General features: G+C 69.2%; 21 protein-coding genes and 1 tRNA gene. 6 read left to right on the plus strand and 16 right to left on the minus strand.

Features of this window, described 5'->3' with window-relative positions; translation table 11 throughout:
• Positions 1 to 6 precede the first annotated feature (6 nt).
• Positions 7 to 363, minus strand: a complete 357-nt coding sequence (trxA, locus tag H488_RS22810) for a thioredoxin (RefSeq protein ID WP_017832419.1) — start codon at positions 361 to 363, stop codon at positions 7 to 9.
• Positions 364 to 531: 168 nt separating this feature from the next.
• On the opposite strand from trxA, the gene H488_RS22815 reads away from it, so the two are divergent.
• Complete coding sequence (locus H488_RS22815) at positions 532 to 1,569, plus strand: LLM class flavin-dependent oxidoreductase (protein ID WP_017832420.1); 1,038 nt, start codon at positions 532 to 534, stop codon at positions 1,567 to 1,569.
• 43 nt (positions 1,570 to 1,612) lie between these two features.
• Here H488_RS22815 and H488_RS22820 read toward each other — a convergent pair whose 3' ends face one another.
• The 6 genes from H488_RS22820 to H488_RS37375 form a co-directional block, all read right to left on the minus strand.
• On the minus strand, positions 1,613 to 2,299 hold the full coding sequence (locus tag H488_RS22820; RefSeq protein ID WP_017832421.1) for a class F sortase: 687 nt from the start codon (positions 2,297 to 2,299) through the stop codon (positions 1,613 to 1,615).
• A gap of 86 nt (positions 2,300 to 2,385) precedes the next feature.
• Positions 2,386 to 3,069, minus strand: coding sequence for a hypothetical protein (locus H488_RS22825; protein WP_150110295.1), 684 nt, complete (start codon positions 3,067 to 3,069; stop codon positions 2,386 to 2,388).
• Positions 3,070 to 3,789: 720 nt separating this feature from the next.
• Positions 3,790 to 6,522, minus strand: coding sequence for a DEAD/DEAH box helicase (locus H488_RS22830; protein WP_017832423.1), 2,733 nt, complete (start codon positions 6,520 to 6,522; stop codon positions 3,790 to 3,792).
• A gap of 4 nt (positions 6,523 to 6,526) precedes the next feature.
• Positions 6,527 to 8,650: a site-specific DNA-methyltransferase gene (locus H488_RS22835; RefSeq protein ID WP_031282480.1), complete on the minus strand. Its 2,124-nt coding sequence runs from the start codon at positions 8,648 to 8,650 to the stop codon at positions 6,527 to 6,529.
• A gap of 444 nt (positions 8,651 to 9,094) precedes the next feature.
• Positions 9,095 to 9,601: a hypothetical protein gene (locus tag H488_RS22840; RefSeq protein ID WP_017832426.1), complete on the minus strand. Its 507-nt coding sequence runs from the start codon at positions 9,599 to 9,601 to the stop codon at positions 9,095 to 9,097.
• A gap of 135 nt (positions 9,602 to 9,736) precedes the next feature.
• Positions 9,737 to 9,919 (minus strand): hypothetical protein, encoded by a 183-nt coding sequence (locus H488_RS37375; protein WP_017832427.1) that lies wholly within the window; start codon positions 9,917 to 9,919, stop codon positions 9,737 to 9,739.
• A 559-nt stretch (positions 9,920 to 10,478) separates the two neighbouring features.
• On the opposite strand from H488_RS37375, the gene H488_RS22850 reads away from it, so the two are divergent.
• Complete coding sequence (locus tag H488_RS22850) at positions 10,479 to 11,726, plus strand: IS256 family transposase (protein WP_031282481.1); 1,248 nt, start codon at positions 10,479 to 10,481, stop codon at positions 11,724 to 11,726.
• Between the two features lie 93 nt (positions 11,727 to 11,819).
• Here the strand turns inward: H488_RS22850 and H488_RS22855 are convergent, their stop codons facing one another.
• From H488_RS22855 to H488_RS22865, 3 genes are all read right to left on the minus strand, one after another.
• Complete coding sequence (locus tag H488_RS22855) at positions 11,820 to 13,013, minus strand: DUF3631 domain-containing protein (RefSeq protein WP_017832429.1); 1,194 nt, start codon at positions 13,011 to 13,013, stop codon at positions 11,820 to 11,822.
• A complete protein-coding gene (locus tag H488_RS22860; protein ID WP_017832430.1) occupies positions 13,010 to 13,360 on the minus strand; it encodes a hypothetical protein in 351 nt (116 codons plus the stop codon). Before H488_RS22860 ends, H488_RS22855 begins: the two co-directional genes overlap by 4 nt.
• A gap of 151 nt (positions 13,361 to 13,511) precedes the next feature.
• Complete coding sequence (locus H488_RS22865; RefSeq protein ID WP_190274497.1) at positions 13,512 to 13,718, minus strand: helix-turn-helix domain-containing protein; 207 nt, start codon at positions 13,716 to 13,718, stop codon at positions 13,512 to 13,514.
• A gap of 119 nt (positions 13,719 to 13,837) precedes the next feature.
• Here H488_RS22865 and H488_RS35970 point away from each other — a divergent pair, with 119 nt between their 5' ends.
• Both H488_RS35970 and H488_RS22870 read left to right on the plus strand, forming a co-directional pair.
• Positions 13,838 to 14,455: a helix-turn-helix domain-containing protein gene (locus H488_RS35970; RefSeq protein WP_017832432.1), complete on the plus strand. Its 618-nt coding sequence runs from the start codon at positions 13,838 to 13,840 to the stop codon at positions 14,453 to 14,455.
• Positions 14,455 to 15,762 carry a tyrosine-type recombinase/integrase gene (locus tag H488_RS22870; RefSeq protein ID WP_017832433.1) on the plus strand — a complete coding sequence of 436 codons (1,308 nt, stop codon included), beginning with the start codon at positions 14,455 to 14,457 and terminating at the stop codon, positions 15,760 to 15,762. The genes H488_RS35970 and H488_RS22870 overlap by 1 nt, the downstream gene beginning before the upstream one ends.
• A 123-nt stretch (positions 15,763 to 15,885) precedes the next feature.
• Here the strand turns inward: H488_RS22870 and H488_RS22875 are convergent.
• Both H488_RS22875 and H488_RS22880 read right to left on the minus strand, forming a co-directional pair.
• Positions 15,886 to 15,967 (minus strand) — tRNA-Tyr (locus H488_RS22875).
• A gap of 106 nt (positions 15,968 to 16,073) precedes the next feature.
• A complete protein-coding gene (locus tag H488_RS22880) occupies positions 16,074 to 16,394 on the minus strand; it encodes a hypothetical protein (protein WP_017832434.1) in 321 nt (106 codons plus the stop codon).
• Positions 16,395 to 16,532: 138 nt separating this feature from the next.
• Between H488_RS22880 and H488_RS22885 the strand changes: the two genes are divergently transcribed.
• Positions 16,533 to 17,024 carry a YajQ family cyclic di-GMP-binding protein gene (locus H488_RS22885; protein WP_017832435.1) on the plus strand — a complete coding sequence of 164 codons (492 nt, stop codon included), beginning with the start codon at positions 16,533 to 16,535 and terminating at the stop codon, positions 17,022 to 17,024.
• A 97-nt stretch (positions 17,025 to 17,121) separates the two neighbouring features.
• Here the strand turns inward: H488_RS22885 and htpX are convergent, their stop codons facing one another.
• The 3 genes from htpX to H488_RS22900 form a co-directional block, all read right to left on the minus strand.
• Positions 17,122 to 18,006 (minus strand): zinc metalloprotease HtpX, encoded by an 885-nt coding sequence (gene htpX / locus H488_RS22890; protein WP_017832436.1) that lies wholly within the window; start codon positions 18,004 to 18,006, stop codon positions 17,122 to 17,124.
• Positions 18,007 to 18,156: 150 nt separating this feature from the next.
• Positions 18,157 to 19,851, minus strand: a complete 1,695-nt coding sequence (locus H488_RS22895; protein ID WP_017832437.1) for a zf-HC2 domain-containing protein — start codon at positions 19,849 to 19,851, stop codon at positions 18,157 to 18,159.
• 289 nt (positions 19,852 to 20,140) lie between these two features.
• Complete coding sequence (locus H488_RS22900) at positions 20,141 to 22,078, minus strand: zf-HC2 domain-containing protein (RefSeq protein WP_017832438.1); 1,938 nt, start codon at positions 22,076 to 22,078, stop codon at positions 20,141 to 20,143.
• 260 nt (positions 22,079 to 22,338) lie between these two features.
• Here H488_RS22900 and H488_RS22905 point away from each other — a divergent pair, with 260 nt between their 5' ends.
• Positions 22,339 to 22,857, plus strand: a complete 519-nt coding sequence (locus tag H488_RS22905; protein ID WP_017832439.1) for a Fur family transcriptional regulator — start codon at positions 22,339 to 22,341, stop codon at positions 22,855 to 22,857.
• A gap of 13 nt (positions 22,858 to 22,870) precedes the next feature.
• Here H488_RS22905 and H488_RS22910 read toward each other — a convergent pair whose 3' ends face one another.
• Positions 22,871 to 24,262: an SseB family protein gene (locus H488_RS22910; RefSeq protein WP_017832440.1), complete on the minus strand. Its 1,392-nt coding sequence runs from the start codon at positions 24,260 to 24,262 to the stop codon at positions 22,871 to 22,873.
• Positions 24,263 to 24,472 lie beyond the last annotated feature (210 nt).

The following is a 24,472-nucleotide window of genomic DNA, read 5'->3' on the forward strand; positions in this document are numbered from 1 at the left end:
TTTTCGCTACTGTTTTGCGACCTCGGCGCGGACCTCTTCCATGTCGAGGCCCTTGACGGCGTCGATGACCTGGTCGAGGGCGGAGGCGGGCAGGGCGCCCGGCTGGGAGAAGACCAGGATGCCCTCGCGGAAGGCCATGAGCGTGGGGATCGACGAGATCTGGGCCGACGCGGCGAGCATCTGCTGCTCCTCGGTGTCGACCTTCCCGAAGACGATGTCCTCGTGCTTCTCCGAGGCGGCCTCGTAGGTCGGTGCGAACTGCTTGCAGGGTCCGCACCACTCGGCCCACCAGTCGAGCAGGACGATGTCGTTCTCGGCGATGGTCTGGCCCAGGGTGTCCTGGGTGATGTCAACAGTAGCCATGCCCTCCAGCGTAGAGGCAGAGCCGTCCGGGGGCACAGGATTTCACTGCCGGCTCAAGACCGGACCGCGGGCGCGCACTAGACTGGGCGTCCGGGCCGGGCCTCCGGCGCGGGCTCCGGGACCGGGACGCCGGTCCGGGGACAGACCCCGTGCACGCCGAGGTGCGCCATGAACTTCGAGATCGGCATCTTCTCGCTGGGCGAGGTGGTCCCGGACCCCGTCACGGGCACCCGGCCCGACAGCCGCCAGCGCCTGCGGGACATCATCGAGCAGGCCGAGGCCGCGGAGCGTGCCGGGCTCACCGTGATCGGTGTCGGGGAGAACCACGGGACGGACGTGGTGGCGGCCTCCCCCGTGGTGCTGCTCTCCGCCATCGCCGGCCGCACCCACCTCCTGCGGCTCACCACGGCCGTCTCCGTGCTCACGGCCGGGGACCCGGTGCGGCTCTACGAGCAGATCGCCATGCTGGACAACATCTCCGGCGGCCGGGCCGAGATGATCGTGGGCCGCGGCGCCTCGCAGCGCGTGCTGCGCGCCCTCGGGCTGGAGCAGCAGGACCACGACGCCCTGTTCGAGGAGAAGCTGCGCCGGCTCCTCACGCTGCGGGAGACCAGTCCCCCGACCTTCGCCGGTCCGCTCGCCCGGGACGGCGTGGAGCTCGAGCTCGAGCCGCGCCCGCTGCAGCCGTGCCTGCCGATCTGGCTGGGCAGCTCCGGCACGCCGGCCTCCGTGGCCCGCGCCGGCGCCCTCGGGCTGCCCCTCGCCCTGCTGCGCACCCACGGCCCCTTCGCCGGGGCGGTGCCCGTCGTCGCGGCCTACCGGCGGGCCCTCGAGGCGTCCGGCCGGGACGTCGGCACCCCGGTGGGCCTGAACGTGCCGGGCTTCGTCGCGCGCACCCCGGCGCAGGCCCGGGAGCTCAGCCACCCCTACTTCGCGGCGGGGGCCCGCAGCCACGGGCCTGTCGGGCCGGCGGATCCCCGCTGGTCCCGGGAGGAGTACGACCGGGAGTGCGGCCCGGACGGGACCCTCGTGGTGGGGGACGTGGACGAGGTGGTCGCCAAGATCGTGGCGCAGCAGCGCGCGCTCGGCCACCAGCGCCTCCTGCTCCGGATGGACGCGGGAGGCGTCCCGCACCACCTGGTGCTCGAGTCGATCACGCTGCTGGGCGCCGAGGTGGTGCCTCGGGTCCGCGCCGCCCTGGGCTGACGCCCGGTGCCGGGACCCGGCGCTCGGGGCCGGGGACTCCGGCTCAGGCCGGCGCGGGGGACGCCGTGAGCACCACGTTCTTCCCCCAGAGGTCCTCGGTGTAGCAGCTGACGATGACCAGCCGGTCCGGGACGATGCGCCAGATGTCGCTGTCCTTCAGGGTGTTCTTGTCGTGGGTGACCACCGAGTCCACCACGTATTCCAGCGTCCCGGACCCGGTCTCCAGCTCGATCTCGCTGCCCACGAGCCCGGGATCGCTCAGCCGGTTGAACGGGGCGTCCCGGTCCTCCCAGCTGTGGCCGGTGATGTACGTGGTGTTCTCCGAGCCCTCGCCGGGCATGCCGTACGGGCTGAGCCAGTAGCCGTCCAGGGTGTCCGGCGGGATTAGCAGCTCCGTGGCCAGCTCCTGCTCGCTCGGCGTCAGCGGCAGGACGGTCACGTCGAACCGGGCGTCCTCGACGGTCAGCCGCACGGGGGCCGCCGCCGCCGGCCGGTCGGCGGCGGGCGCTGCGACGGACGGCGTCCGCGTGGCCGCCGCGCTCGGAGGCATCACCGAGGATGCCTCCACCGGCGCGGTGGCCGTCGGGGCCGGGGAGCCGGTGTCCTCCGCGCCCCAGGGGCCGGTCAGCAGGACCGCGGACAGGGCGGCCACGGCGCCGAGACCGCCGACGGCGGCCCAGCGCGTGCCCGCACGACGGCGCGGCGCGGTCTGCTGCTCGGGTGCGTCCATGCTCTGGTCCTCCGGGGGTCGGCGCGGGAAATGGCTGCGCCCTGGTGCCGCGCGAGCGCGGCACCAGGGCGGTCAGCGGTTCGGGATCAGGCGCGGGCGCGGCGCACCCGGAAGGCCACGGCCCCGGACACGGCCGCACCGGCGGCCAGCAGGCCGGCCAGCACGCCGGTGCTGAGCCCGCCCTCCTCGGCGGTCTGCATGTTGATGCCCTGGTTCACGCCGGAGTCGGTGCCGGTGCCGGCCCCGTCGTCCGAGTCGTTCCAGTCGTCGGAGCCGCCCCCGGCGCCCAGGACGTCGCAGTTGCCCTGGAAGAGCGCCACGAGATCGGCGCCGTCCTCCATGAAGACCTCGCCCTGGGCGCGGGCGTCCACGGCGGCGGTCCGGAAGCCGGCCGCGGCGGCGGAGCTCGCCGCGTAGGCCTCGGCCACGGCAGGATCGCTGCTCGAGGCCGCGTAGGACTCCTGCAGGCGCAGGATCTCGGTCCAGGCGCCCTGCGCACGGTCGACGGTGGCGTCGTTCACGATGGCGTCCTCCAGCACGGCCTGCTGGGTCTGGAGCTGGCCCAGGACCGCCTGGTCGGTGACGAGGGAGTTGAAGTGCGTGCCCGCGTCGTAGAGGTGGTCGGCGGCGGTGACCAGGTTGGTCACCGCGGTGCTGGCGGCGGGGGCCACACAGGTGTCGGCATGGGCGGCGGGGGCGCCCAGGAACAGGCCTCCGGCCAGGACGGCAGCCGACGAACCCGCGGCCACCCACTTCTTCACAGCAGTCATATCGGTCTGTCTCCTCAATCATTCAGAACCCCGGGCCTGCCCCTGGGGTACCAGCGCGCGGCACAGTCCTTCCCAGCGTCCTCGGCGTGGCACGCCGGCGGGAGCGCTGCGGGGTCGGTCGTGCTGCTGGTCATCCGGAGTAGGGGGTCCCGACGTGCCGGCTCGGGGAGTGCTGGCACGTGGCCGGATGATGCTGTCGCCTCAAGCTACAAGGATATTCATGTTCTTAGCAATTGTTAAGGGTGGAACGGCGCGGCGGCGCCGTCGGCGTGTCCCCGGATCAGGGGACTCGGCGCGGAATTCCGCGCGGGCCGGGGCACCTCCGGCACCCGCCCGGGCACCGCCCCGGCGCTCTCCTGGCGGCCGGGGGCGGCGGGTGCGTCCCGGCGGCGGGGGACGTGGTGACCCCGCCGTGACCGGGGACGACGAAGGCCCCGGTCCGCGGACCGGGGCCTTCGTGGTGGAACTCGTGGCAGATGAGGGATTCGAACCCCCGTAGGCATTGCCAGCTGATTTACAGTTCGCTAACGGCCGTGTTAGCAAAAGTTATTTTGTCTCATCCCGGGTGTTTTACCTAGTCAGACCCAAGTTGACGTATTGCTTGGGCCTGACTGGTGCTGCATGGTGCTGACTCCTCCTCTAACACTTATCTAACAGACCCGGGTCTTCAGCCCTCGCGTGGTAAGCGCATCCCACCTTGTCCACCGCCGCAGGAAGGGGTCAGACGTAGTTTCGGGCGTGTTGGCTGAGGTACAGGGGCTTCGCGTCGCTCTCAGCATCCAGAACAGCCTTGCGGACCGCTGGCTCCTGCAGATCGAGTACGCGCAGGGTGTCTCCGATCTTGGACAGGGCCTCGATGCGGGCGTAGCGGTCACCGTGCTTTTCCGCGTAACGGGCCAAGCCCTGAAGCTTGGGGAGGGAGTCTGTGTAGTCATGGCGGTGCGGGTCCACGATGCTCACCGCTGGCAGCTCATCGCCGTTGCGAGAAAAGATCAGGAAATCCGGGCGGAGAATCTTGTCGTCACCGCTCATGGTGTAGGCGATGCCCAATGATTCCGGTTTGGCTTGAGACGGGTTGCGGAACCAGAACACCGTGGAGTCACGGGCGATCTCGGTCTTCAGGACTTCAGTTTCCCAGTCGTTGAATTCCCCCGGGAACAGCCCCTCCTCGTCCGTCAGCAGGTGTTTGGCGAAGGTAGGCAGGTCCTCAGGCTCGGTGTCCAGGGCACCGCCTATAACACGCGACTGCGTCGGTTCCAGCCAGGTCTCAGGACGAGCCAACTCCACGACCTGCGGCTCACGAGAGAGCAGCTGGATCTCGCGATAGGTGGCCTGTCGAGCCTGGGACAGACCACGGATCCCCACCCGGAACTTGGTGAACCACTCCTCGGCCAACTGCTCCGCCGCCTCGTCGAAGTCCTCCTTGACCTTCGGAAGAGCGGCCAGGGCGGTAACCACACCTTCGGCCTCGATCAGGGCCTCGTATGCATCCTCTGCCTTTGCATTCTGAGCGGCCAGGTGTCGCACATAGGATCGGGCCACGGGGGAACCAAAAACTCGCTCCGCAGTCTTGAAGGCGTGCTCGATGACCTTGTCATCGGCCCGCTCAAAGGATGCATCCTCCCGCCGGCTCTGCGGATTTTTATCATTCTCTCGCTGCGCCTCGGACTGGATCTCGTGCTCAATGCGTGGGCCGAGCTGGGCGTACATCGTGCTCAGTCGCACCTTGTAGAGCTTTTCCAGCGCCTCATCCAGTTTGCGGGCGTACCGGGCCCGCAATCCGTCGAGAATGGCATGCATCTCCTCGTGGGCCAAGCTATTGCCGGTTTCCAGGAGACCGTCGGTGGTCAGCTCGTGGGCCAGTCTGGTGAGCCTCTTGACTGGCTTGGTGATCGCCCGAGTGATTGATTGCGACGGAAGGGTCTCCAACACACTCAGGGTGTCCTCTACGCCCTCGGCCAATACGACCTTGCCCTCGGTGTCGGTCACGGGTTCGCCCTGGTCATCCCGTGCCACCGGCAAAGCGTACGGCTGCGGATTGATGAGCACCCGTCGGCCCGCGCCCTTCGGATCAGACGAGCCGTCTTCACCCTTTTCCAGGGCAATCGCAATCTGCTCCGTGGTCTCCCGGTCAAATTTCGGCAGGTAGCAATAAACAGCGCCCAAGACATCGTCACCGGGGATCCGTCGAGCCAATGGAGTACGGATCATACGACCCAGCAACTGCGTGATGTAGGTGCGATCGGACGCCGGGCGGAACGAAATCATGACCTCGGCCCGAGGGCAATCCCAACCCGTGCTGATTGCGTCCTTGGCGATCAGCACGCGAATGCTCGGCTCGTCCTGCACTCGCTCCGGAGCCACGTAGCGAACCTTGTAGGGACCGAATTGCTGAGTCGCATGCTCACCGAGGACATGTGCAAAGTTCTCCGGCAACAGGCGCGGCCAGGTCTGCCGAATCGTGTCGAGAGCTTCGGCCACATCGTCAGGGTCCGGCGTGTTGGGCACCTGGAGAATCATCAACGGCGCGACGGTTTCACCTTCCTCCTGCGTCCCGGAATAGTCATCCCACCGTGCGGTCATGTCCCTCAGCTGACGGGTTGCCTTTCGCAGGAGGACCGTGTCGAAGTCACCGCTCTCCGGGGAAAAGTCCAGTGCCACCTGGTCTTTGATAAGACCGGAGGCCTGCACCTCAGACGAGTCCACCTGCAGGTCGCGGAGAGTATTGCGCTGGTCCACCCAGGCCCTTTCCGCCGTTTCCTTGAACCGTCCGGGGGTAGCGGTTAGGCCCACCACAATCGGAACCGAGGGCACGTCTCCCTGACCGTCGATGACGCGCCGGACAAGCGTCAGTCGATCCTGTTTGGTACGTCGTTGCTCGCCCATGCCCTCATGGGCTTCGTCCAAGAACATGTAGAGAGTCCGGTGTGGGTGCTCGATGGTATTGCGCAACGTGTCCCAGAACGTCGATGCCCTTCCGTCGGGGCTTGAAAGGCCAGCCAGCGTGTCCATGGTGGCATTCTCGGCCTGCCGGTCTCCGCGAACTAGCAGAGAATTCTTCGACAACTTGGAGTGGTTCAGGAAGTACACCGTGCGGGTATCCAAAACCGGCTCGTCGAAGGTTGTTTCCACCGTCACGAGGTTGGAGGTCGTCAGCTTGTCACTGGCGCTACGGAGCCGATCTCGGGACTGCGCGTTCAGCGCAGGATTAGAGGAGAACCACAGCACGACCGCGGTCTCGTCTTCTGGGAAATCCAGGTCCTCGTTGCCGTAGAACAGGCTCTCGATTGCCGCCGTGGCGATGACCGTCTTACCAGCGCCCATGGTCGCTGTCAGGGTCACCGCCTGCGGGTACGGCGTCTCGGTGGCCGAGTAGAACGTCTTGGCATGGCGCAAGGCAGTCAGCAGATCGGCAAGCGCGTCATTCTGATAGCCCTTCAAGGTATAGCGCACGGTCTCAGTTCTCCCCGTTCAGGATGCGGAAGTTGGTCAGATAGGACTCGTAAAGCCGCACCGGCTCCACACCTTCTGGCAGACGACGAGCAACGGCCTGATATGGGCCCTCGTCGTCCGTGATGATGTAGCAGATGTGGATACCACGAGCAGCCTCAACAGCTCGCACGAACTGGTCGGCGCGGTCCAGGTCGAACAGGACGGCATAGGCGTCGCCCACCGCCCAACCCGCCGGGGAAACCTCTTCTATGATTTCCCCGATCGCACCAGCCCGCAGCCACAACAATGAAGCAATCGCGGTGAACTCCGACCCATAAGCCACCGCAGCCGGACGATGGTAAGTCAACGTGAAGAACCGGGCATTGGCCTCGAACCCGTCACTCATAGGGGACTCGTCGGCGAACTTGTAGTCGCCTTGGATAGGATCTCCAGCCGGCGTGCGTCCCGTGATTGCAGATTCAATTCGCGGTTTTGTGATGTAGTCGCAAATACCCCAGCGCTCCCACTCGGGATCACCGGGACGCAAGCCCTCCTCACGCAACTCTCGCTGTTGGCCGTCGTCCACCTCATTGTTGGTGACGGAGATGCATTGACGTCGTCCCCCGTCCTGCTTGTTCAGTCGCATGACCGCATGGGCCGTCGTGCCGGATCCCGCGAAGAAGTCGAGAATTACGGCTTCCGGCTTGTCTTTGACGAAGAACCGCAGGGAATCTTCAACAGCATATAAGGACTTAGGGAAGGGGAATCTGCGATCCGGCATGATGGCATTCAAGAGCGAGGACCCATACTCGCTCGCCGAATGACTTGTCTTAGACCATGTCGTTAGAGGACGAACCCCCCGGTCTTTCACTGGAGCAAGGATAAGAGCCCCTTCTCGGTCACGACCTTCGACTTTGATTGCTCCGCGTTCAATAGCTGAAATATTTCCGGATTGCAAATAGGAGATGCTGCGACTGGTCTTTCCGGGCTGCCAGGGGCCAAATTTGACATACCCCTGAGACAGCCGCGACTTGAACTCATCCATCCCCAATCCCCAGGTCATATCAGTACCGGAGCGAGAGACAGGCCAGACTGCAAAACAACCATCAGGCACGGGGTAGTCATGTCGGTCAAGGTTCGGGGCAGGGAAATCACCGATACCTTGATATGAGCCGTTTTCCGCACTGAAGAAGACAGGGAAAAACAGATACGGGTACATTGACCGCATCCCCTTCTTACCTTGGCGTTGGAGACCCGCCCACCGGACCGCCGTCTCCCCCTTCGGCGCATGAAGCATGTCTTCCGACCATGGCGTCAATTCCCCCACGCCAAAGAAGATGAAGAAGACGTACTCATCAGACCGAGAAAAGAGCCCTTTTCGAGCAGATCCCTTTGGATTGATTACCGTACTAATCATCTGGATCCGAGCTTCAGGGAATGTTTGCTCCAGGAGAAGACCGAGCCTCAGATACTCTTTTTCGTCGATCGTGACGATTAGAACTGAATCCTCAGGATTCAGCAATTCTTTAGCCACTTGAAGCCGCCGCTCCATAAAGGCCAACCATTTAGAGTGCCGATAATTGTCCTGATCATCGACATAGTTGTTGTTGTACTTCCAGTCGCGCGCGCCCGTGTTGTACGGCGGATCAATGTAGATGGCGTCCACCTTGTGCCGGTGGGTGTAGGTCAATGCCTTCAAGGCATGGAAGTTTTCACCGTTGATGACCGTATGCGCCGGTGCATCACCGACACAGTCCACTCGGCCCGTTTCCACTAGGCCGGGGTAGACCGGTTCATTGAATGGGGACACCACCACGAGGTCATCGCAACACTGCACCTGTGATTGAGGTTGCTCCGCATCTGCCAAGGACAGGTGGGCGACGCGGGTGCCGTCCACGCGCTGAATTCGACTGACGTACCACAGCGTCTGATCTCCCGGCTCTGCGTTACCTCGCGGCGACAGGATGCGAACGAGGTCGCCGCGCCTGACCGGCCGGCCGGGCAGCTCGACTGCCTCGGGGCGGTGTCTCTCGAAGTTCAGACCGAACTGGCGACGGCCTGATAATGCGCGGAACTCAGCTTCCAACTCCTCGCCCAACCGCGCATCCTTACGCTTAGCGTCACGGATTAGATCGGTAAGTCGGGACATGGTTGGTCTCCTCGGGGGCGATACCCGGTCATCAAGAAGTCTCAGCGGGTGGCTGAGTGGGGGGCACATCGAATCTACAGGTTGGATGCGTTCCGCTCATGTAGGCACCACGGGGACTCGCCCCCCGCTGTTGAGGACGGCGAAGTACGTGGGTGGGTCATGAACTTTCCACTCGATTACTCGCATGGGCCCATCGCGGCCCCCACGGTGCAGTCCGCATTGAACTATGCGCCCGCGGAACCACCGTCTGGCTTATGAGCGGACCCACCAGCTGCGTACCGGAGGAAGGCGCTGTCCCGGATCTCATCGAGCGTTCCAGTGTGTCGGAAGTAGACACCGCTGTGATGCAAACCACCTTGCTGAGCAACTCGCGCGGCTATCCTCCGACCCGTAGACGCCGGATTGATTCCCACCGTGGGTGTCCCCCACTCCGCGCTCGACCCCTTACCGGGGGGCTGGGTTCACCTCCAATTCATCCCAGGGGATCAGCCCGGTGGGAACGTCAGTGATGTCCACTATCAGGAAGAAGGGGCGAGTCTGCCCGGGAGGTGGGATGTAGGCATTCTGGGGCCCCCGGGGCTCGTCCAGCTCGGACTCGGCCCCAGAGCGGGCCGAGGTGGCATGTCCCGTCAGCTTGAGCCTGGTCTCTACGACCTTGCGGCGGAGATCCAGCGCCCGGAGGATCTCGGCGGCACCGACCCCGGGCAGCGTCACGACTGCGGAAACCGCAGCATCAATCTGATCGAGCTGCTCCATCGACAGCGCCACCAGTTCCTCGGCCCCCAGCTTGGACCGCCGTTCGAGCCCACGCCGAAGTGCCTTGGCAACGCCGGACCGAGTTGTGATCCCCACCGTGGGGTCGTTGGCGATCTGCTCGGTGGTCCTGCCCTGGGCACGTAGCTCCAGGACCCGGGCCTCGTTCTGGAGGGCGACTTCGTTCTGCATGGTCATTTCTGTTTCCTCCCCTGGGTGTCCTGGTTTGTGTCCTGGGCCGCACTCCCCACCGGTCTTGGATATGGCAGTGGCAGGGCTACCCACGGCGAATGTCCCATGGGTCGGCTCCACTGCTGCCGGCACGGCGGGGCCTCATCGCGCGCCTCCCTTCTCTCGGGCGGCGTCGGTCTGTATGCGGTGGAGCAGTTCCTGCAGCCGGTGATTGCGTCGCTGTAGCTGTTGGGCAGCTTCGATCCAGTCCTGTTTCGTCTTGCAGATCCGCGTGAGGTCGGGGATGTCCTCCAACTCGTCTACGCGCTCGCCGTCCTCTGTCATCGGAGCGGCCTCCGATCACAGCACGGATGCACTTCGCCCGCGATCGCCGGGTAAAGCGGATATCGGCACGAGGGACACCAGCGGCCGGTGATGGGGATGAGGTGGCCGTCGTCGTCGGGGATTCGCCGGAGGCCGTCGAGCGGATTCATGCTGCGTCCCACCCTTCTACCTTGCATTGGAAGCATTCGGCATAGAGGAGGCCGTGGGGGCAAGTGCCCTGCGCGCTGTCCGGAAACTCGGTGACACCGGTGACAGCGGTGACATGCCTTGTCGCATGGCTTCTGGGCGGTGACGGTGACGTGAGTTGAGCCCCCGATAGTGGTGTAGCGCGGTGGCCCTGCTCGTCGTTGCCGACGAGAGCGCGGCCACCGTGAGATCTTTCGAGTTCACCTCTCACAGCACCCTCGAAAGGACATCATCACGATGACCGCTCCTCANAGTTGAGCCCCCGATAGTGGTGTAGCGCGGTGGCCCTGCTCGTCGTTGCCGACGAGAGCGCGGCCACCGTGAGATCTTTCGAGTTCACCTCTCACAGCACCCTCGAAAGGACATCATCACGATGACCGCTCCTCATATTGTCGACCCTGCTGGCCTGCTCGGCGAAGCCCTGTCCGACGCGTCCCCGGATCTGATGCGCAGCTTGTTGCAGACGGTGATCAACGCTCTCTTGTCTGCTGATGCCGAGGCGGTGGTCGGCGCCGAATGGGGCAAGCCCACCCCGACCCGGTCTGCGCAGCGCAACGGCTACCGCCACCGCGACCTCGACACCCGCATCGGCACGATCGACGTCGCCGTGCCGAAACTGCGCACCGGCACCTACTTCCCCGAGTGGTTGCTGGAGCGGCGCAAACGGGCTGAGTCCGCGCTGATCACCGTGGTCGCCGACTGTTACCTCGCCGGGGTCTCGACCCGTCGGATGGACAAGCTGGTGAAGACCCTGGGCATCAACTCCCTGTCGAAGTCCCAGGTCTCGCGCATGGCCACCGACCTCGACGAGCACGTGGAGTCCTTCCGCCACCGGCCCCTGGACGAGGCCGGCCCTTTCACGTTCGTCGCCGCCGACGCGCTGACCATGAAAGTCCGAGAGGGCGGGCGGGTGGTCAACGCGGTCGTGCTGCTGGCCACCGGAGTCAACGGCGACGGCCACCGGGAGGTCCTGGGCATGCGGGTGGCCACGGCCGAGACCGGGGCGGCGTGGAACGAGTTCTTCGCCGACCTGGTGGCCCGGGGCCTGGGCGGAGTCCGCCTGGTCACCAGTGACGCCCACGCCGGTCTCAAGGACGCGATCGCCGCGCACCTGCCCGGGGCGTCCTGGCAGCGGTGCCGCACCCACTACGCGGCCAATCTCATGTCGATCTGCCCGAAGAGCATGTGGCCGGCCGTGAAGGCGATGCTGCACTCGGTCTATGACCAGCCCGATGCCGCCGCGGTGAACGCCCAGTTCGACCGGCTGATCGACTACGTCGCCGAGAAGCTGCCCGAGGTGGCTGAGCACCTGGCCGACGCCCGGGAGGACCTGCTGGCCTTCACCGGCTTCCCGAAAGACGTGTGGATGCAGATCTGGTCCAACAACCCCGCCGAGAGGCTGAACAAGGAGATCCGCCGGCGCACCGACGCGGTCGGGATCTTCCCCAACCGAGCCGCCATCGTTCGCCTCGTGGGCGCGGTGCTGGCCGAGCAGACCGATGAGTGGGCCGAGGGCCGCCGCTACCTCGGACTCGAGGTCCTCACCCGTTGCCGGCTCACCCCCGTGGCCCGCACCGGAAGCGAGGTGATCCCCGACCCCCTGACCGCCCTCACTGCCTGACCCCTACGAAAGATCGCTACACCACTTCTCGGGGCTTGACCNACCGGAAGCGAGGTGATCCCCGACCCCCTGACCGCCCTCACTGCCTGACCCCTACGAAAGATCGCTACACCACTTCTCGGGGCTTGACCGTGACGTGTTGTAGTCAGTGACTACGGTGACAGGTTGGCTAGGGGCGTCACTGTTGTCACCCATGTCACCGACTTTCAAGGTAAGAGGCGGCAGATAGCGCTCCCAGGCGTCGAACAGGTCTGCCCGCTTGTATCCCTTTCCCCTGCCCTTGGCGGTCCGCACCGTCTGATTCGTCGGAACCTCATACTTGCTGAGAGTGCGCGCGAGGAACCGGGCGTCGATCGGCTCCCCCTTGATCGACCCCCACGGCGAGGCGTCGATCCGGATCAGCTCACCCAAGAGGTCGGTGGTGAGCATGGTCTCCCGGTCCTTGAACACGTCGCGCAGGTCGGCCAGCAGTTTCACCCCGAGCGTTTGGGGCTTGGCCTTGGCCGTGGTGACCAACTGGGTTGCGGCCTCCCGAGCGGTCAGGGGCCAATGTCCGCCTGCGGCGTCCGCGATGGCGACCAACGGTTCCCAGATGTCCGCGTCCCGGTCTTCAATACCCGGGGGCAGCTTCGGCCACGCGTCGCGCACCTCATCGAAGTGACGGCGTGCAGCTCGGTGCAGTCGGGCGGCCAGCTCTGCGGCCTCGTGCCCGTAGGTCCGACGTCGGTACGGTTGCACCACCTGATCCGGCCGGCGCTTCTTCATCGGCACGACGATGGAACGGGACATCAACGTGTCGGGCAGCTCGTTCAGTCCAGCGAGCGCCACGGGGCAGAAGCTCGGCCAGTCCTCCGGGATCTGCTCGTTGCCGCGCATCACCACCCGCCCGGCCGTCGCCCCCTTCCGGTAACCGGAATTGAGGAGACCGCGCAGGTCCTCGTTCCCGTCGGCCTTCTTGTGGGAAAACACAGCGTCGGCCTCGTCCATCAGCAGGGTCGGCAAGCCTTCCGGGTCGGAAATTTTCCGGAAGACGTAGGCCACCGAGGCGTTGACGCTGAGCACCGGCCGGGGCACCAGAGCCTCGGTGATCTCCATCGCTCGGGACTTTCCCGAGCCCGGTTCCGGAGACAGGAACGCCAGCCGCGGGGTGTTCTCGAAGGCGTCCACCAGATGCGTGTGCGCCACCCAGAGGGCGTGGACCGGAGCGGCCACGGTGGTCGGGTAGGCGATGAACCTAGTGGCGAATTCCTGCACATCGTCCAGAATCTCGGCGAGCTTGTCGGTCATGCGGCCCGACCTCCCTGGTGATTTTCGATCTCGTCCAGCTCCTCAGCGGTGTAAACGGGGTACGGGTCGTGGGTGCGCCCTGCTACGGCGCGGTCACCCATGACGGTGCCGGTGTACCGCTGCGTGCCCTTGGACGCAGAGCAGGCGGTCTGCGCGGCCTGCGTCCCCAGGGTCAACTCCACGGCCACCTGACGAGCGATGAGATCCACGTCCTCCGGGTGCAGCCGGTAGGGCTGTGGCGTGGCCCGGGACTTGAGCCCGAGGAGGTGGCACGCGAGGGCCAATTGATGGCCGCTCATGATCAGCCGGATGGCCAGGTCCTCGGCCTGTTCGGGATCGCAGCACACGTCTGGGATACGACCGGGGGGTATATTTGTGTTGTTGCTGCACACGACGTTTACTCTCCGAGAGCCCCCGCCCCATGCGGGGGTTCTCTTTTTCTTCGATCGGTCTGTCCACCTCACCCCCACTCGGGGGCGCGCCTGCTGCTCTTGCTGACTACGCCGCGTGGTCCGGGTCGATACCGAGGTACCGGTTGAGGTCGGCCCTGGAAACCAAGATCTTCTTCCCGAGGCGCAGGACGCGGATGGGGAACTGGTTGGTGCGGACCAGTTCGTAGGCGGTGGAGCGCCCGATGCCCAGCTCGTGGGCGGCATCGGGCCAAAGCGGAAGAGTCGGAGGAGTGTCACTCTTGATGTGCTTCACGATCACACTTTCTGTCGTTCACGACCCTCAGTAGGTCACGACCTCAGTGTGTCGGAATGGGTTGGAGAATGTCAATACGTCGTGTAGTGTGCTTTTGAAGCACACACCGAGAGGGCGATATGGACCACTGGGCCACCACCACCACCCACCGGATCGGCAAGAACATCGCCGCCGTCCGCAAACGGAAGAACATGACGGCACAGACGCTCGCTGACCGCTGCACCGAGCTGGGCGTCGCGATGAAGCGAACCTCAATCGCGAACCTGGAAAACGAGCGCCGGGACAGCGTGACCGTCACCGACCTCATCGTGATCGCGGCAGCTCTCGACGTCCCACCGGTGACGTTGATCTATCCCACCGCCCAGGCGGGGGAACCGATCGAAATGGTCGGCGGCACCACCGCCACGACCTTCGATGCGCTGTCCTGGTTCAGCGGCACCGCCGCACTGACCCCCGGGGAGGCCGATGAGGACGTAGCCCTGATCCAAAATCTCCAAGGCATCCGATCCGCGGAAAGCCAGGCACGCCGATACCTGCGGCAAGGGGAGAACGAGTACACAGACGACGAATTTCGGGAGACCATGGCACGACATGCGGTAGCCGCCCTCGGACATGCACTTCCCTACCGGAGCGTCTGCGAGCGCCTCCTGACGACCCCCTTACCCATCCCTGACGACCTCGCCGACCTCTACGTGCGCGCCGAGCTGGAGCGGTCCTCTACCCCGGGAGTGCTGTGATGGCCGGGTCCGTCTTCAAGCGCTGCACCTGCTCCACGGCCGAATTGACCGACCCCACAACCGGGAAGCGGAGAGTCTGCACCAAGGCTCACGGATCCTGGTGGTTCAACGTCCTCGCCGGATCCGACCCCATCACGGGGAAGAGAAAACAGGTCGCCCGCGGCGGGTTTAGGACCAAACGTGCGGCCGAGGCAGCGCTCGCGGACCTCGTCGTCACCATCAACGCCGGCACCTGGACTGACGACAACGGCCTCACCGTGGAGACCTGGTTGAACACGTGGTTGGACCGAAAGGTCAGAAACGGTCTGCGACCGGCCACCGAACGCCTGTATCGGCAGCACATCAACGACTACCTGACACCCGGTCTCGGCAACCTGCGGTTGCGGGACCTTCGGCCGGGTCACGTATCCGACCTCCTGTCGCACCTGCAGATGACACCCGGGCGAAGCGGGGAGCCTCTCTCTGCGAGCACGGTCACCAGGGTGCATGCCTGCCTCCGGTCGGCGCTCACCACCGCCGTGAAGATGCGCCTGGTGACGTTCAATGCGGCCCGGGACGTGGAACTGCCGAAGGTTCAGCGAGCGCGGGTACGGCCATGGGAACCCTGGGAACTCGGGGCGTTCCTGGACGGAGTCCAGGGCGAACGGCTGGCCGCACTCTTCGAAGTGATCGCCGGGACCGGGCTGCGCCGGGGCGAAGCCCTGGGTCTGCGCTGGTCGGACGTAGACGTGCCCAAGGGCGTCGTGGTGGTCCGCCAGCAGCTCACAGAACGCTCCGGGACCGAGGTGGATTGTCCCAGCTGTGGGGCGGTCCACCGCGGGCTACGGTTCGCTCCTCCCAAGACTGACTCGGGGGATTTCCGCCGGGTCGAGCTGGATGCCGGGACCATGGGTGCCCTGCTCGGTCACCGACTGGCCCAGGACGACGAGCGCGAGCACTGGGATGCGGCATATGTGGACCACGATCTAGTGTTCTGTCGGGAGAACGGGGACCCGTTGCGGCCAGAGGCTGTGGATCGGCTGTTCCACCGGCTGACCGACCGGGTGCTGGTCCCAGTCGATCGCTCGGATCCGACCGGGCCAAAGGTGCCGTTGCGACGGGTACGCCTGCACGACCTGCGGCATGGACAAGCGTCATTGCTCATGGCGGCCGGCGTAGACATGAACATCGTGTCGAAGCGGCTCGGCCACTCCCGGTCCTCCTTCACCGCAGACACCTACGCACATCTGCTAGAAGGCGTGGGGCGAGACGCGGCAGAACGCGCTGCGGCATTAGTCCCGAGGCGATCCTCAACCACCACCCCCTGAGGGGCAGCTCTAACGTTCCTCTAACAAATCGCCCCACGTGAGCCGTGGGCGATCCGCTGGCACACAGCAGAAAACCCCGGTTCCTAGGTGTTTCTCCTAGTGAACCGGGGTTTTCCCGTGCCGTGGCAGATGAGGGATTCGAACCCCCGTAGGCATTGCCAGCTGATTTACAGTCAGCCCCCTTTGGCCGCTCGGGTAATCTGCCGGGGTGCTCCCGCCGGCCCTTCCGGACCGGTGGTGGCCGCCCCCGCGTGCGGGAGCAGTTCAACAGTACAGAAGATCCGGCGCGATGCGAAATTGCCGGGGACGGCTCAGGCGGCGAGCCGCTCGCACACCTGCTGGAGGAACTTCTCCGCCTGCTCCGCGGTGATCTCGCCGTGGGTCACGGCGTCCGCGAGGTCCTCGGCGACGCCGATCAGCCGCTGCGCCGCCTGGGGGTCGAGCCGTTCGGTGGCCGAGGCCCCCGTGCCCGGTCGGGCCGGCGGCGCCGTCCCGTCGGCGGTCGCGGCCGCCGGTCCCAGCCCGATGCCCATCAGCAGGACCGCCGCCAGCGCGGTGGCCGCCACGGCGCTTCCGCGCCGGGTCCGCCCCGGGCCGGGCGTCACGTCGTCGTGACCCTCGGATGTGCTCATGCCGCCATCCTGGGAGACCGACCTGGACGGATCCTTGGGCGCAGGTCACGAAACGGTGACGGGGCCCTCCCCGGTAGGCTGGGACACAGTCCTGCGGGCCGCACGCCGCCCGTCCACCGTCCCAGCCCAGGAGGCAGCATGGCCAGCGATTCCTCGTTCGACGTCGTCAGCAAGGTCGACAAGCAGGAGGTGTCCAACGCCCTGAACCAGGCCCAGAAGGAGATCGCGCAGCGCTACGACTTCAAGGGCGTGGGCGCCGAGATCGACTTCTCCGGCGAGAAGATCCTCATGAAGGCGAACTCCGAGGAGCGCGTCAACGCCGTCCTCGACGTCTTCCAGTCGAAGCTGGTCAAGCGCGGCATCTCCCTGAAGTCCCTCGACGCCGGGGAGCCCTTCGCCTCCGGCAAGGAGTACCGGATCGAGGCCTCCGTGAAGGAGGGCATCGCCCAGGACCAGGCGAAGAAGATCACCAAGCTCATCCGCGACGAGGGCCCCAAGGGCGTGAAGGCCACCATCCAGGGCGACGAGCTGCGGGTGTCGTCGAAGTCCCGCGACGACCTCCAGGACGTCATCACGCTGCTCAAGGGCTCGGATCTCGAGGTGGACCTGCAGTTCATCAACTACCGCTGAGCTCGTCCCGCGGCGCGGCTCGCGCCGCTCCCCCCGTGCGACGACGGAGCCGCCCACCTCGCGAGGTGGGCGGCTCCGTCGTCGTCGGCGGGCGGGCTCAGCGGCGGCCGATCCCCGCCATGCCCTCGAGCCGGGCCACGCGGTCCGCGGTCGGCGGATGGGTCCGGAACAGGCTGGAGGCGCCGCCGCCGCGGAACGGGTTGGCGATCATCAGGTGCGAGGTGTTGACGAGCTTCTGGTCGGCGGGGTTCAGCGGCCGGGCATTCGTGCCCATCTCGATCTTGCGCAGGGCGGAGGCCAGCGCGAGCGGATCGCCCGTGAGCTGCGCGCCGTCCTCGTCGGCGTCGTACTCGCGGGTGCGGGAGACCGCGAGCTGGATGACGGTCGCGGCGAGCGGCGCCAGGAAGGCCAGGAGCAGCCCCACGAGAGGGTTGCCGCGGTCACCGCCCCGCCCCCCGCCGAAGATGGCCGAGAACTGGAGGAACTGCGCGGCCGAGGTGATGATGCCGGCCACGGCCGCGGCGATCGAGGACGTGAGGATGTCCCGGTTGTAGACGTGCATCAGCTCGTGGCCCAGCACGCCCCGCAGCTCGCGCTCGTCGAGCAGCTGGAGGATGCCCTCGGTCACGCACACCGCCGAGTTCTCCGGGTTCCGTCCGGTGGCGAAGGCGTTGGGGCTCATCGTCGGGGCGATGAACAGACGGGGCATCGGCTGGTTCGCCCGCTGCGACAGCTCCCGCACGATCCGGTAGTAGCCCGGCGCCTGCTGCTCGGTGATCGGGATGGCGCGCATGGAGCGCAGGGCGAGCTTGTCGCTGTTCCAGTAGCTGTACGCCGTGGACGCCAGGCCGATCAGCGCGAAGACCCAGATGAAGACGCTGCTGCCCGTCCCGCTCGCCACGACCCACCCGATGGCCAGCAGCACCGCCCACAGGCCGCCGAGCAGCAGGACGGTCTTGAGCCCGTTGTTGTGGCTGTGCATCGCGGGTGCGGCTCCTTCATCGGGAACGGGGGTCTTCCGTTGGGCACAACGGCGCCGGCGGCGCCGGTCTTCCCGGGCCGGGCGACGCCCAGGGTTCTCCCAGCCGGCGCCGGGCGTGCTCGTCGCCCGGTGCCGGAGGGATCGCCGCGGTCACCCGCCGGGGGTGGGAGGAGTGGCACCGCCGGCACCGGGCTCCGGGGACGGGTTCCCCGGCCCGGTTGCTCCGGTCGACGGGAGCTCCTCGGCCGGAGGCACCGTTGCCGCGGGCGCCGTTGCCGGGGGCTCTGACGCCGGAGCCTCGGGGGCCTCCGGAGCCGGGAGCTCTGCCGGGGGCTGTTCCGCGCCCGGGGTCTCCGGGGCCGGGGTCTCCGGGGCCGGGGTTTCCGGGGCCGGGGTTTCCGGGGCCGGGACCTCCTCCGCGGGTGGCTCGGTGCGCGGGCTCTCGGTCACCGGCGTCCTGGGCTCGGTCGGCCCGGCCGCCGAGGAGCCGCCGGGGGTGCCGCTGTCCGAGGGCCGTCCACCCGCCGCCGCGGGCCGGGGCGCTCGGCCGTCGTCCTGGACGCTCCCCCGGGTGGAGGGGGCCGCCTCGGTGCGACGCCCGGTCGACGCGCCGGCATCGGCGGCGGCCTCCCGTGAGTCGGCGGCCGGTCCGTCCGTCGTGGCCGCGGTGGTGATGGTTCCGCCGCCCGCCCCGGCGGTCCGTGCCTCGGCCGCGGCCTCGGTCAGGGGGCCGGGGGACGGCTCGGAGGTCGGCAGCGACAGCACCCCGCCGGCACCACCGGGCACCGCTGCACCGGCGCCGCGGGCCATGGTGGCCGCGCCGTCGTCCCCGGCGGAGGTCGCGGGTGCGGAGGCCGCCGGCGCGGAGGGGTCCGTCGCGCCGGAGCCGCCGAGGCGCACCGTGGCCTGTGTCGTCCCGTCGCCGGGGCCGCCGGAGCCGGTCACGACGATCCCGGCCAGCGCCGCCGCGGCCGCCAGGGCCCCGGCGCCGAGCAGCACCTTCCGGCCCCGCCGGGTGACGTGGACGGCGGCGAGGGCCCCGCCGGCCACGTCGGTGCCCGGGGCCGCGCCGAGTCGTCCGGCGCTCATCCGTCCCGCGGCCCGGACCAGCTCCACGAGCTCGTCGGTCCGGACGTCCCACAGCGGCACCCCGGCGAGCACGGGCAGCAGCCAGCCGCGCAGGCCTGCTTCGGTGTCCTGCAGGTACAGGTGGTCGGCGGTGCAGCGCGGGCACTCGTCGAGGTGGTCCTGCACGGCCTGCGTCCGCTCGGCGGACAGGCCGCCGTCGGCGAAGGCGCCGAGGTCGGCCGCGCAGTCCGCGCACCCGGCGAGGGTCGGCAGGTCCTGCCTGGCCCGGCGGTAGGCGGCCCGCAGCCCGGCGCGCGCCTCGAGGTGCAGCGCGGTGGTGGCGGCGGGGCTCAGCCCGAGCACCGCGGCCGTCCGCTCGAGCCCGAGGGCCTCGACCTCCAGGTGCCACAGCACGGCCTGCCACGACGCGGGGAGACCGAGGTAGATGCCGGTGACCGTCCCGGCCGCGCTCGCCCGCTCCACGCCGGCCCGGCCCACGACGGCGACCAGCCGTGCCCGCAGGAAGACCCCCGGCCCGTCCTCGTCCTGCGTCTCCTCGCCGAGCTCCGCGAGGACCTGGTCGAAGGCCGTGCCCGCCAGCTGCTCCGCGTCCTGGCGGCTCGGCGTGTGGAGCCGGGCCACGACCACGGCGGTGTGCCAGTGCCGGTCCCGCAGGTCCGGGAAGGCGTCGGGCTGCTGCGCCCGCACCGCGGCGAGCAGCTCCTCGTCGGTGCGCGGGGTGCGCCCCTGGGCGAGCGGCTCGGTCGTGCGCGTCATGGGGTCTCCGTCGGTCTCGGGAACGCTCGGTCACCTTGCGGTGCGGGCGACCCGGGAGCGGTGCCGCAGGGCCGTGCCCCCGGCGAAGACGATGACGGCGCACGCCGACGGCGCGCGGTTCCAGCACTGTGGACCCCCCGGTCCCCCGAGCCCATGGTAGAGCGCCCCGGTGGAGGGCGGCACGCCGCTCCTGTCACGAGCCGTTCCCGTTCGTAACACAGTGCCGCCGGGAGCCGCGGGGTCGCCGGGTGACGCCAGGCCTCCGGGAGAGGCGGGCGGGGCTGGGCCCTCAGCGGTGGGGGCGGCCCTCCCCCTGGTCGGCGTGACCGCCGGAGCGGCCGGGCGCCCCGTCCGACCCCCGCTGGTGCTCGCGGCCGTGGCGCCCCGAGTGCTTCCGCTCGCGGGACCCGTCCTCGTCCCAGCTCGTCCCGCGGTGCCGGGGCCCGCGCTCGGCGTACCGCACCCCGGGGGCGCCGGCCCCCTGCTGCCCGTGCCGGCGTCCGGGAGCGGCGTCCGAGCCCGTGCGGTCGCTCGGCGGTCCGGCCGTCCGGGCCGGGGGCGCCGGCGCCTTGAACGGCGCGGGGCTCGCGTCCACGACCGGCTGCGGGGTCAGCACCGACGGGACGGGCGAGGGGGTGCCCGCCTCCCGTGCCGGTGTGGGAGCGGTCGCGGGGTCGTCGGCCCTGCGGGCCGGCGGCGCGCTCGTCGGCGCGTCCCCGGACGACGCGTCCCGGGCAGCTCCGGCTCCATCGCCCGACGCCGCGCCGGGCGTCCCGGTCTCCGGGGCACGGTCCCCGCCCGGCACGGACGCCGGCCGCTCCGCACCGGACCGCGGCGGGGTGGCACCCCCGTCCCCGGACGGTCCCGGCACGCCGCCGGCGGCCGCCGCAGCGCCCGCGTCGTCACCGCTGCGGCCGGCACCGGCCACAGCGTCACCGGCCAGGTCGTCATCGCTGCGGTCGGCGTCGGCCACGAGGGCCGCGGCCTCCGGCCCAGCACCGTCCTGGGTCGCGCCGGCCGGGGCGTCGCCCGGCGTCTGCCCGGCCGCGGCCTCGGCCGACCCGGACGGGCTCCCGTCGCGCTCCGCCGCGGAGGCCCCGGCACCGGACTCGTCGTCGTCCTGCTCCGCTCCGGCCGCAGGACCGTCCGCGCGCGGCTTCTCCAGGTCCTCGGCGGTGCGCGGCGCCCGCTCGGCGGCGAGGCTGTCGGCGGCCGGGACCGGGTCGCCCCCGCCGGACACGCCCACCGCGGCGACCGCCACGGCGGTCGCCAGGGCCCCTGCGCCCAGGAGGACCTTCGTCCTGCGGCTCGACCACGGCGAGGTTCCCGGCGCGTCCTCCGGACGGGCACGGGAGGCCCCCGCGCCGACGGCGGCGACCCCTGCGGGCGCACCGGCCGCGGCGGCGCCCGTTGCGGCCCCTGCTCCGGCGGCCGCGCCGGTCCCCGCACCGGCGGCGGCGATGAGGTTGGTGAGCTCGAGGGACTCGGTGCCCCACAGCGGCAGGCCGGCCAGGACGGGCAGCGTCCACGTGCGCAGGCCCGTCCCGATGTCCTGTCGGCCCAGGTACTCGGCGGTGCAGCGGGCGCACCCGTCCAGGTGCGCCTTGACGTCCCGCCGGCTCCGCTGCCCGCGGGTGCCCCGGACGAAGTGGGGCAGCTCGGCGGAGAACTCCGCGCAGTCCGGTCCCGCTGCCCGGTCCGCCGCGGCCTGGCCGTAGAGCCCGCGGAGACCCCGGACCATGTCACGGTGCAGACCGGCGGCCGCGACCGCGCCGAGCCCCAGCGCCGCCGAGGCACGGCGGGCGCTCTGGCCCAGCACCTCGGTGCGCCAGAGGAAGCCCTGCCACTCGGCGGGCAGGCCGCTGAAGACCCGGACCAGGGACGCGGGGTCGGCGGGATCGTCCGGCAGCGCGACCGGCCGCGTGCCGCCGTCGGCCTCCCGCCCGACCATCCACACGACGAAGGCGCCGAGGAAGGCGCGGGGGCCGCCGCCCTCGCCGACGATCTGCTCGATCCGTCCGAGAGCCGCCGCGGCGACGCCCTCCGCCTCCTCCGTGCTGCCGGTCCGCGACCGCGCCACGGCGAGGGCCGTGCCGTGGTACCGCTCCCGCAGCACCCCGAAGGCGTCGGCGTCCCCGGAGTGGGCGGCGCCGAGGAGGACGTCGTCACGGAGCGCCTCCGGATCGCCGGCGTGGCCGTTCGGACGGGCGTGGGCAGGACGCGTCATGTCTGTCTCCGTGGTGGTCGCGGTCGTTCGGGAAGAAAGAGCTCCGGGAACGTCCCGTCCGACCCGCGGGCGCGCACGCCACGACGACGGTGCCGGACCCCCATCCCCCGCGCACATCGTAAGCGCAGGTCAGAGGCGGGTGAAAGCCCGTGCCCGCCGGTGCGACCAGAACTGTCACGAGGGATCGACCATCGCGCACACGGGCGGAGCGGATGCGTCCCGCTATTGTGAGTCCATCGTGATAACGCTACGGTAGAAGGATGCAGACAACGGAACGCCCCGCACCGGACACCGCCCGGGCCGCCGCGTGGTCGGACCTGTTGCGCTCCCACGGCCGCCGGGTCACCAAGCAGCGGCTGGCCGTCCTCGACGCGGTGGACCGCCGCCCGCACTCCACCGCCGACGAGGTCCTCGCGGACGTCCGCACGGTGCTGCCGGCGATCACCCTGCAGTCCGTCTACGTGGTCCTCTCCGACCTCACGGCCGTCGGCATGCTCCGCAAGTTCGAGCCGCCCGCGTCCCCGGCCCGGTACGAGACCCGCACCGGTGACAACCACCACCACGCGTACTGCGTGCGCTGCGGAACGGTGGCCGACGTCGACTGCGCCGTCGGCCACGCCCCGTGCCTCACGCCCTCCGAGCACCACGGCATGCAACTGCTCACCGCCGACGTCGTCTACCAGGGCATCTGCGCCGACTGCCTCGCGGCCGGGGCCTCCCCCGCGCAGGCCGCCCCGGAGCAGCCCTCCGCAGAGCAGCCCCTCCCCGCCGCGGGCTGACGCCCGCCGGGACTCAGCTCCGCCCGGTGCCGTCCCCGGCCGGACCCGGCCCGGCCTCGGCGCCCCCTGCCTGCCCCGGCTCCTTCTCCACGAGGGCCAGGAGCTCCCGGAGCTGATCGGCGGTCAGCGTGGCCACCGGGGGGTGCGCGTTGATGCTGACCTTCCGCGCCCCGGCGTCGAGGGCGAAGCGCAGCGCCTGCCGGGCCGGCGCGGAGCGGACCTCCAGGGTGGTGTCCAGCACGGCGACCTCGGGCGCGGACGTGAACAGCAGGAGGGTGTCCGGCGCGGCGCCCTCCTCCTGCGGCTTCGCGTAGACCGGCACGGCGCGCCCGTCCTGCACGCGCGCGCCGAGCAGCAGCACCGCGTCCGGGGCCAGGAGCCCGGCGAGCAGCTGCGACATGTTGTTCTCGAGCATCGCGGCCTTCACGGCGTCGTTGCGCGGCGCCCGCATCGCCCACTCCACCTGGGGGCGGCTGATCCGGCAGCCGCGGTGGGCCGGGTCGATGACCAGGTGGTCGTGCTGCGGGTCGTCGGCGAGCATCTTCAGGACCTTCACGGCGGACTCGCGCAGCAGCACGGGCTTGCCGCCGTCCGGGTGGTGGCGGTCGAACATGGCCTGGGCCTCCGCCGCCGATGTGTAGGCGGCGAGGGACCGCGTGCCGTCCGGCTCCCCCAGGGTCTGGACGCGCAGGGTGGACTCCGGGCCCACGGCCTCCCCGCCCGGGCCCGCCACGAGGTCGCTGGCCGTGACGTCCAGCAGCAGGGAGCCCGCCATGCACTGCCGGACGACCTCGATCATCGCCTTGTTGTCGGGGGCGCTCACGAACCGGTCGACGGCCGCCCGCACGAGGGGGTTGACGACTCCCTCGGGGTCGGCCTGCTGCTCGGCGCCCGGGGCGAGGACGGGCAGCTCGACACCGTCCCGCCGGGCGAGCTCGAGGGCCCACGCGGGGATCCGGGCGCGGGTGCGGGGGAAGCGCTCGAGGTGCGCCAGGACGTCCTGGGCCGTGAACGGCCCCTCGGTCCCCCACTGGCGGGGCTCGCCGTCGAGGTCGTAGGTCCCTCCGATCCGGTGGGTCGGCTCGGGCCAGCCCTCGGCGAGGATCACGACCGTGGCCGTGAACCACGTCCCGCGCCCCGGGACGTGGACGTTCTCCCGCAGCTGCTCGACGGCGGGGATGACGGCGCTGTCCTCCTTGATGGGCCCGGCGGTGCCGGGCACCACCTCGTCGCCCCGCTGCTCGCGCACGCGCAGGTGCACGCGCCCGCCCTGGACCTTGAGGTCCACGACCATCCGGTCCCATCCCGGCTCCGTGCGCAGCACGGAGAGCACCCACGAGCCGATCGTGTTCAGCAGCTCCTGCCGGGCCGGCCCGGGGGTCGGGGTGTCGGGGGTCTCGCTCATGCGGTGGCTCGTTCCCGGCCCGCGAGGGGGCCTGCTCGGATCGTGGTGGTCACGGGACGGGCGCGGGGCCGGGCGCGGCACCTGCGGGGCCCCAGAGGTCTCGCCCCACCCTACCCAAGCGGTCCCCGGCCGCCGCGGGCGGAGCGGCCGTCCGGCGCCCCCGCCGACGCACCGGGCGGCGCCCGCCGTGACGCTCCCGCACCCGCGAGG

It is taken from the genome of Kocuria sp. UCD-OTCP, from assembly GCF_000349605.1.
GTDB classification, from domain to species: Bacteria; Actinomycetota; Actinomycetes; order Actinomycetales; family Micrococcaceae; genus Kocuria; species Kocuria rosea.